Origin of the sequence: Sphingomonas sp. FUKUSWIS1 (genome assembly GCF_000733135.1) — a bacterium.
GTDB lineage: Bacteria > Pseudomonadota > Alphaproteobacteria > Sphingomonadales > Sphingomonadaceae > Sphingomonas > Sphingomonas aerolata.
Window position 1 is genome coordinate 60043 of sequence record NZ_JPJC01000212.1, and the last position, 8503, is coordinate 68545.

At 65.6% G+C, this 8503-nt stretch carries 5 protein-coding genes; 2 read left to right on the forward strand and 3 right to left on the reverse strand.

Features of this window, described 5'->3' with window-relative positions:
- The 3 genes from sphsw_RS12990 to sphsw_RS13000 all read right to left on the reverse strand — a co-directional run.
- Positions 1 to 1304 (reverse strand): spinster family MFS transporter (locus tag sphsw_RS12990; RefSeq protein WP_235188394.1); only part of this gene is annotated, 1304 nt, incomplete at its 3' end.
- 79 nt (positions 1305 to 1383) lie between these two features.
- Positions 1384 to 4563 (reverse strand): TonB-dependent receptor domain-containing protein, encoded by a 3180-nt coding sequence (locus sphsw_RS12995; protein ID WP_052380934.1) that lies wholly within the window; start codon positions 4561 to 4563, stop codon positions 1384 to 1386.
- Between the two features lie 682 nt (positions 4564 to 5245).
- Entirely contained in the window at positions 5246 to 5860 is a 615-nt protein-coding gene (locus sphsw_RS13000) for a glutathione S-transferase family protein (RefSeq protein WP_031440977.1), read from the reverse strand.
- A 76-nt stretch (positions 5861 to 5936) separates the two neighbouring features.
- On the opposite strand from sphsw_RS13000, the gene sphsw_RS13005 reads away from it, so the two are divergent.
- The gene (locus tag sphsw_RS13005; RefSeq protein ID WP_031440978.1) at positions 5937 to 7502 is read left to right on the forward strand and encodes a class I adenylate-forming enzyme family protein; all 1566 of its coding nucleotides are present in this window, start codon (positions 5937 to 5939) and stop codon (positions 7500 to 7502) included.
- Complete coding sequence (locus tag sphsw_RS13010) at positions 7499 to 8275, forward strand: thioesterase family protein (RefSeq protein WP_031440979.1); 777 nt, start codon at positions 7499 to 7501, stop codon at positions 8273 to 8275. Before sphsw_RS13005 ends, sphsw_RS13010 begins: the two co-directional genes overlap by 4 nt.
- Positions 8276 to 8503: the final 228 nt, after the last annotated feature.

Below are 8503 nucleotides of genomic sequence, written 5' to 3' on the forward strand. Positions count from 1 at the left end.
GCCTGATCCTCGGCGCGCTTGAGCAGCACGCCCGCACGCCAATAATGATAGAGCGCCCAGGGCGTCATCATCACGATGATGACCAGCGCATAGCGTAGTGACTCCTCGCCAAAGGTCGGCTTCAAGAGGTCGCTCAGCCACCCGACCATCGTCGGACCAAGGCCGAGGCCGACGAGGTTGATGACCAGCAACGTGATCGCCGCCCACATCGCACGGGTCTTCAGCGGCGCGAGATGCTGGATCAGTGCGAAACTCGGCCCCAGGTAGGAATTGGCGAAGATCAGGTAGACGAAATAGCTGCCGATCGCGATTGCCGGCACGTCGATCAGGTAGAAGGCCAGCGCGAAGGGCAGCGACAGCCCCTTCATGACGAGCACGACCCAGCTCTGCACGTGAAGGCCGTGGCGCTTGGCGAGCACATCGGCGATCTTGCCGCCGGCGAGCGCCGAGATTGCCCCGAACAGGGCACCCGGCAGCGCGATATAGCGCGATACGTCGAGCATCGAGATACCCAGCGATCGCTGCATGAAGCTCGGCCCCCACCCCGTCAGCGCGTACCCGATCATCGAGGTCAGGGTCACGCCGACGACGAGATGCCGCGCGGGCGCGCTCGCCCACATCGAGGCAAAGCCCTGCGCGACGCTCGGCATCGGCGCCGGCGCGGCGACCGGGCCGGCGTCGGACAGGCCGCGACGCGGCTCGACCATGAACAGCCGGACGAGCACCGCCAGCGCGATACCGGGCAGTCCGACGGTCATCATCGCCACCCGCCAGCCATAGCTGTGCGCAACGACGCCGCCGATCAGCGTCCCGAAGCCCGCCCCCAGCACCACGCCGAGCGAATAGACCGCCATCGCACCCGCGCGTTTTTCGGGTGGATAGAGATCGGCAATGATCGAATGGCTGGGCGGGCTGGATCCGGCCTCACCGATCCCGACGCCGATGCGGAACAGCATGAGTTGCGTGAAGTTTTGCGCCAGACCGCACATCGCGGTCATCGCGCTCCAGATCGTCAGGCTCACCGCGATGATGTTGCGACGGCTCGTCCGGTCCGCCAGTCGCGCCACCGGGATGCCGAGCGTGGCGTAGAAGATCGCGAACACCAGTCCCGAGAGCAGCCCGAGCTGCGTGTCGGTCAGCACCAGGTCCGCCTTGATGCGTTCGAGCAGGATCGCGAGGATCTGCCGATCCATATAACTGAAGAAATAGGTGAGCGTGAGCAGGGTGAGCGTCAGGCCGCGGCGCTTCATGGCCAGGGAATCGGCGATGTCGGAATGCGTCTTCAACGCTGTCGCCATGGTCATCCTCTCGTATCGTTGCTGGCCTTGCGACCCTGTTGGGACCGTACCCAATCATGGAAAGCAAGGCCAGCGCCGAGAGCAATCAGAATTTTTGCGACAAACCGAGTTTTGCGGTGAACCCGAGCGGCGAGGCGGTGAACGGATCGTAATTCTGATCCAGCCGTGCGAAGGGCGGTGCGCGGTCGAAGATGTTAAGCGCGGACAGCGACACCGTCGATCCGGTCGGCAACGCGATCCTCAGCGTGGCGTCCATCGTCTTGAACGCGCCGATCTCCTTGCCGCCCGTCACCGATCCACCCGCCAGCGCACCGAAGTTCGGCCCGAAGATTGCCGCGCCGCGCTGATCGGTATAGCCATCGATATAGTTGAACTGCACGCGCAGGCTGGCGACGTCGTAGTCACCCTGCACATACCAGTTGCCCTTGATTTCGGGCACCGGATAGGCGGTCGTCTGGTAGTTGAGCAGCCCGACACCGTCGAATGCGGGCTGCACGACGATCCCCTCCACCGTCACGTCCTTGGTCTTGTAGTCGATGACATAGGTGCCGGTCGCGCCCACCGTGACGGTCGCCAGCCCGAGCTCGCCGCGGAAGCTTGCCTGGACGTCGAGACCGGAGGTCGTGACATTGGCGCTGTTGACATAGACGGTGCGCAACCGCTGGACATTGCCGACGCCGCAGCCCGCACCGGTGAAGGTGAAGCGCTGCTGGAGCGCGGCAAAAGCGGCATTGCCGCAATTCGCCGCGCCGCTCGCACCGAACAATGCGTTGACGATGCCCTGTGTCGGCTCCTGCTCGATCGGGCCCTTCAGGTCGTAGCGGAAATAATCGACGCTCGCATTGAACCCGCCCGCGTCGAGGATCACGCCGCCGCTATAGGTCGTCGCCTTTTCAGGCTCGAGATCCGGATTGCCGTTGATGTCGACCGCGCGGAACGAGGTGCCGATGATCTGCAGCGCGGTCAGATTGCCTTCGAGCTGCTGCGCGGGCGGTCCGCGGAACGTCGTCCCGGCCCCGCCGCGCAGCGCCAGCCACGGCGCCACCTGGATTCGCAAGCGCCCTTGCGGATTGAAGGTCGACCCGACATTGCCACCATAATCCTCGTACCGCGCGGACAGCTGCGCATTGATCGCCTCGAGGATCGGCAATTGCAGCTCGGCGAACAGCGCCTTCACGTCGCCCACCGAGGACGCGTTCCGGTTGGTGCCGAGGAAGCCCAGCGCACCCGTCTGCGGCGTACAGGTCGCGCGCGGATTGAGCGGTGTCCCCGGGCAGGGATTGACCGCCAGATTGCTGTCGGCATTATAGTTCACGGCATAATAATTGCGCCGATACTGGCCGCCGATCGCAAAGCCGACATCGCCGCCGGGCAGTCGCAGCCCGGTCCGCCCACCGAGCACGAGGTCGCCGACGAACAATTGCGTGTTGTAGACGGTCCGCGTCGTCCGGAAGAAATTGTCGACCGTCGCAATGTCGTTGACCAACCCCGCACCGGGCACGGTGCTGAGCCCGTTGGTGCCGCGCGACCCGGCATAATTGGGGTTCACCTGACCCGTGACCGGATTGGCCGCCACCGCGGTCGAGAACGGGTTGAAGAAGGTGCAGCCATTCATTCCGGCAAGCGAAGCGACCTGCGCGGCGGTCAGCCCGGCGCGCGACGCGGTGGTCGCATAGGCGCAATTGGGGCCACCAAAACCCGCGATCGCGTTCTGCAGCAGGTCACCGAACGTGTCGGTCCCCTCATTCTCGCGGACATATTGCGAATAGGTCCCGCTCGCGGTCAGGTTGATCCGATCGGTGACCTCCCATGACAGGTCCGCGGTAAAGCGCATTTCCTCGGACTGGCGCTTGGAAAATGCCGATCCACGGTCATTGTCCCCGCCCCGCATGACCGGATTGCCACCGAGCAGTGCCGGACGGAAGAGCACGGGGAAGGCGAGCGCGGGTGCGAGCGGCGTGCCGTTTGCGGTCAGGCAGCCCGCCGCCGTACCATAGACCTGGCAATAGTCGCGTAGTGCCGGCGCATAGGTCGGCACCTGGAAGAAGCCCGCGCCGCCGCCCGCCGCATTCGCCGATGGCGGCAGCGTCGGCAGATAGGTCGGCGACGTCGTGATCCGCGTCGATGTCGCTCCATAGAGCGCGGTCGCGGTGAATTGCAGCGAACTGGTGAGGTCGATCGCGACCTCGGCATAGGCCTGATACCGGTCCTCCGGCTCGACGAGATTGCCGAACTGGCCGTAATTGTTGAAGCATCGATCGGTCGGCACCGCGATCGTCCCGACCGCGGTCGGCGTCGGTGTCGTCGAGCCCGCGACGCTTCGGAATCCGCCAAGCGATTCACACCCCAGATCGCGAACGAAATTCACCCCGTTCGACACGCCGTTCGCGCCATAACCGGTGAACAGACGCCCGCTGACCGGGTCGAGGAAAGGAACGGTCGCGTTGAAATCGAGGTTGCCGGGGTTGCCGCCGCCGGTCCAGCCGCCCTGGGGATTGTTGGCATAGGGCTGGATGGTGAAGTCCCGATCGGTCGTACGGAGCTCCGACCGATGCTGATAGCCGAACGACGCCAGCATCCGCACGCCGTTGCCGCTGTGACCATAGCTCATGGCCGTGCCGTAATCGCCCTTCGACCCGTCGATATAACGGTAGTCGCTCGAGACCAGGAAGCCTTGCTGATCGGTACGCGTGATGAAATTGACCACGCCCGCGATCGCGTCCGAACCATAGGTGGCGGCGGCGCCGTCCTTGAGCACCTCGACACGGCCGATCGCGGCCGAGGGGATCAGGTTGATGTCGACGATGGGAATACCGCCGCCGACCGGCACCAGCCGCTTGCCGTTGAGCAGCACCAGCGTACGTTGCGGCCCCAGCCCGCGCAGATTGACCGACGCGACGCCTTCATTGCCCTGACTGCGGCTGTCGAACTGGTTCGCATCCCCGGTCACGCCGTTCGAGGTCGGCAGGTTCTTGAGCAGTTCGACCGCTGTCGGCGCGCCCTGCTTCGCGAGTTCGTCACCCGAAATCACGTCGACGGGTGCGGCGGCATCCTCGGACGACCCGCGGATCAGCGAGCCGGTGACGATGATGTCGGCATTCTCTGACTGGGCGGCGGCAGACTGCGCGGGGTTCGCTGTAACCTGCCCTGCTCCCGTCGTTCCCAATGGTTGTGGATCACCCCCGATCTGCGCTGCCGCCGGAACGGCAAGGGCCCATGCAATGACGAAAAACGCGGACGCGACGAAATAGCGCTGCTTGGCCACATCACTCTCCCCTGTTCGGCCGAAGCACTTTGGCCCGTACCGCATCATCGAATAGATTCTTCTACGCCTTACGCGTCAAGCGGGAAAATCGTAGCATATTGCTACTAATCCCTGCCAATACTGTCATGTAGACAGCTTTCGCCAGTTCCGGATCGGCCAGAACCATTTTTCGATCTTGCGATAATGTGGCCCCGGGGAGAGGGCCTTTGCCGCAGCGGTCCGACCCTAAGGATACCAGCCGCCGCCGGCCTTCAAGCGCCGAAGTCAGGTGACGCCAGAAATGACGCAAAACGGAACAGCGCATGCGGCGTCAGGCCGGGTCGCACAATGCTCGCTGATGCTGGGGTTTCAGGAAGGACGGCGGAAGGTACGGCCTTGCCGTCCTTCCGCCTTATCCCCTCTCCAAACTCGTCAAGGCGGCGACCTGATGGACTGCCTGCCTGTCGATACCGAGCACTGCGAGAGTGCTTCAAGGCTCAACCACCCTAGGTCCGTCTCTTTCCGAAACTGAACATCAGGTATGGGCAGCTATTGGCATGATTCGCCGGGGGATGCAAAGGGAAGTTCGGGCGCCGTCGCGGATGCCGGACTAAAGTCGGGGATCGCTGCCGGACCGCCCTGCGCCCGCATCCGGCCGGTCCGGAGCACGAGGCCGGGGCCAGGACCCGGGACGCCAGCGGCGCTAGGCCTGTGCGCTTGGACGGGCCGACGCACGGTCGTGCCAGGCCCTGAGATGCCCCAGCTCGTCCGGGATGGGAATGCCGACGAACGCAGCGAAATCGATCGTCGTCAGCAGGACGATGTCGGCAATGGTATAGCGCACCCCGTCGAGCCATTCGATGCCCGCCACCGCAGCGTCGAACTCGGCCATGCCCGACCGGACACGCGGCCGCTGGGTTTCGCCGAATTCGGTATATTGCGGCTTCACGATCCGCGCCGTCCAGGGATGCGTATGCTGCCACACCAGCGACAGCGGCGTCATCAGCCGCAATTCGACCCGCCGCGTCCACATGTCCACCTCGGCGATATTGTGCGCGCCGTGCCCGAACAGCGGGGGCTCCGGATGCAGCGCCTCGAAATATCGACAGATCGCGACGCTCTCGGTCAGCACGCGACCATCGTCGAACGCCAGCGCGGGCGTCTGGCCATAGGGGTTCACCGCGAGGAACGGCGCCGCCTTGTGCTCCGCCTTGGGTATCGACACCTGCACCATCGGGATGCGCACCTGCTTTTCGGCGAGGAAGATCCGGACGCGGCGCGGGTTGGGCGCCGGCGAGGCACTGTCGTAGAACAACATGGCGGATCCTTTTGCGAGTCGACTTTTCGAATATCGCGTATGGCATTCGACGCGCACTTCGCCTAGCCACGCGGATATGACGATCGCCTCCGATTTGCTCGCTACCGACTTCGCGACCCTGCCGGATCTGATCCGCGCACACGCTCGGGAACGCGGGTCATCGACCGCCATCGCGGATTCGCAGGGCAGTATCGACTATGCAACGCTCGACCGGACGATGGACCGCGTCGCGGCGGCGCTGCAACGCGACGGCATCGCCGCGGGACAGGCAATCGCGATCGTCGCCGCGCCGTCGACCAGCTATCTTTCTGTTTTCCTTGGCGCGGTACGGGCCCGCTGTGTCGCGACGCCAATCGCGCCGTCGGCGACTCCAGCGGCGATCGCGGCAATGATCGCGGACAGCGGCGCGCCGATCGTCGTTCTCGACGAGGCCATGGCGCAGGCTCTGGCGGGCGAACGCATCACCGCGCGCATCCTGCTCCTGTCGGACGCCGACCTGCCGCCCGAGGGGTCCGGCGACGCCAAGCTGTTGGAGCGCTGGCTCGCGCCCGATGGTGCACACCCCACGCCCGTGGCGATCGCGCCTGGCGATGCGTTCAACATCATCTACTCGTCGGGCACGACCGGCACGCCCAAGGGGATCGTCCAGAGCCATGCGATGCGCTGGGCGCATATCGCGCGCAACAGCGCCGCGGGGTTCGACACTGCGGTCACAATGATCGCGACGCCGCTCTATTCGAACACCACGCTCGTCAGCATCCTGCCGACGCTCGGCTGGGGCGGCAGCGTCGTGCTGATGGGCAAGTTCGACGCGCGCGGCTATCTGACGCTCGCCGAGCGATACCGCGCAACGCACACGATGCTCGTTCCGGTCCAGTATCAGCGGATCATGGCGCTCCCCGATTTCGACGCATTCGACCTCTCGGCCTTCCGTTTCAAGACGAGTACCAGCGCGCCCTTCTCCGCCGCGCTGAAGGCCGACGTGGTCGCGCGCTGGCCGGGGCTGCTCGTCGAGTTCTACGGCATGACCGAAGGCGGAGCGAGCTGCGCGCTCAACGCGACCGCGCATCCGACCAAGTTGCATAGCGTGGGTCAGCCGATGCCGGGGCACGAGATCCGCCTGATCGACGATGACGGTGTCGAGGTACCGCCGGGTGAAATGGGCGAGGTCGTCGGCCGCTCGCCCGCGATGATGAACGGCTATCACGGCCGTAGCGACGCGACGCGCGACGCCGAGTGGCATGATGCCGAGGGCAACCGCTATATCCGCCACGGCGATGTCGGTCGGTTCGACGAAGACGGCTTTCTTATCTTGATGGACCGCAAGAAGGACCTGATCATCTCGGGCGGGTTCAACATCTACCCCTCCGACCTCGAGGCGGTGCTTGGGCAGCATCCCGACGTCGCCGATTGCGCGGTCATCGGCATGCCGTCCGAGGCGTGGGGCGAGACGCCGGTCGCTGTCATCGTCCCTCGCTCCCCAGCGGCGAACCCGGCGGAAATCCTGGCGTGGACCAACGCGCAGCTCGGCAAGACCCAGCGCCTGTCGGGCATCCATCCGGTGAGCGAACTCCCCCGCAGCGCGATCGGCAAGGTGCTCAAACGCGAGCTGCGCGATTCCCTGACGGGGACGGCGGCATGACCAGTCTGCGACAGGCGATCGAGGCGCTGCAGCCGATCGAGGGCGGCTGGCGCGGGACCGTGCCGGACAATTGGCTGCAGGGCCGCACCGCCTATGGCGGGTTCTCGGCCGCGCTCGCGCTGCATGCGGCGCAAATGTCGGACACCGATCTGCCACCGCTCCGCTCGGCGCAGGTCGCGTTCATCGGCCCGCTCTCGGGCGACATAACGATCCGCGCAACTCGATTGCGACGCGGCCGCAATGCCGCGTTCGTCCAGGCGGACGTCGAGAGCGCGGCGGGGCTCGGGCTGCGCGCGACCTTCGTCTTCATGGGGCCGATCGCCTCGCGCGTCGACCACCACACCGGCACCGCGCCCGCCTTCGCGGTACCCGACGCCGACACCGCGACCTATCGCGGACACAGCGCGGTCGCCTTCTCGCGCAATTTCGATCTGCTCGACCGCCGCGACGACAGCGTCGGCCCCGCCGAATGGCTGCGCTGGGTCCGGCTGGCGGAGCGCGACGGGCTCGATCCGATGGTCGAACTGATCGCGGTCGCGGACTGCCTTCCACCCTCCGCGCTCAAGCTGCTCGGCGGGCCGGCACCGCTCAGCTCGATGACCTGGCTGCTCAACATCCTCGGCCCGCAACCAGTGACACGCGATGGCTGGTGGCTGCTGCGCGCGACGACCGACTATGTCCGCGACGGCAGTTCGAGCCAGTCGATGGCGATCTGGAACGCGGAAGGCCTGCCGATCGCCGAACAGATGCAGAGCGTCGCGATCTTCGCCTGACCGCCACGTCAGGTCGGCCGCGCGCGGATGTGACGTGCACGATACAGATTGCGACAGTTTATCCGTCACCTGACAAAGCGTCGCGACAGCCGACCGTCATAACCGGGACATTCGATGGGGATCAGCCCCGTCCGACCGGAGATACGCGATGCGCAAGACCCTGCTCACGCTGGCGCTGACAGCCAGCAGCTTTGCCGCCACGGCATGCGGCGCACAGTCCGCCCCCGC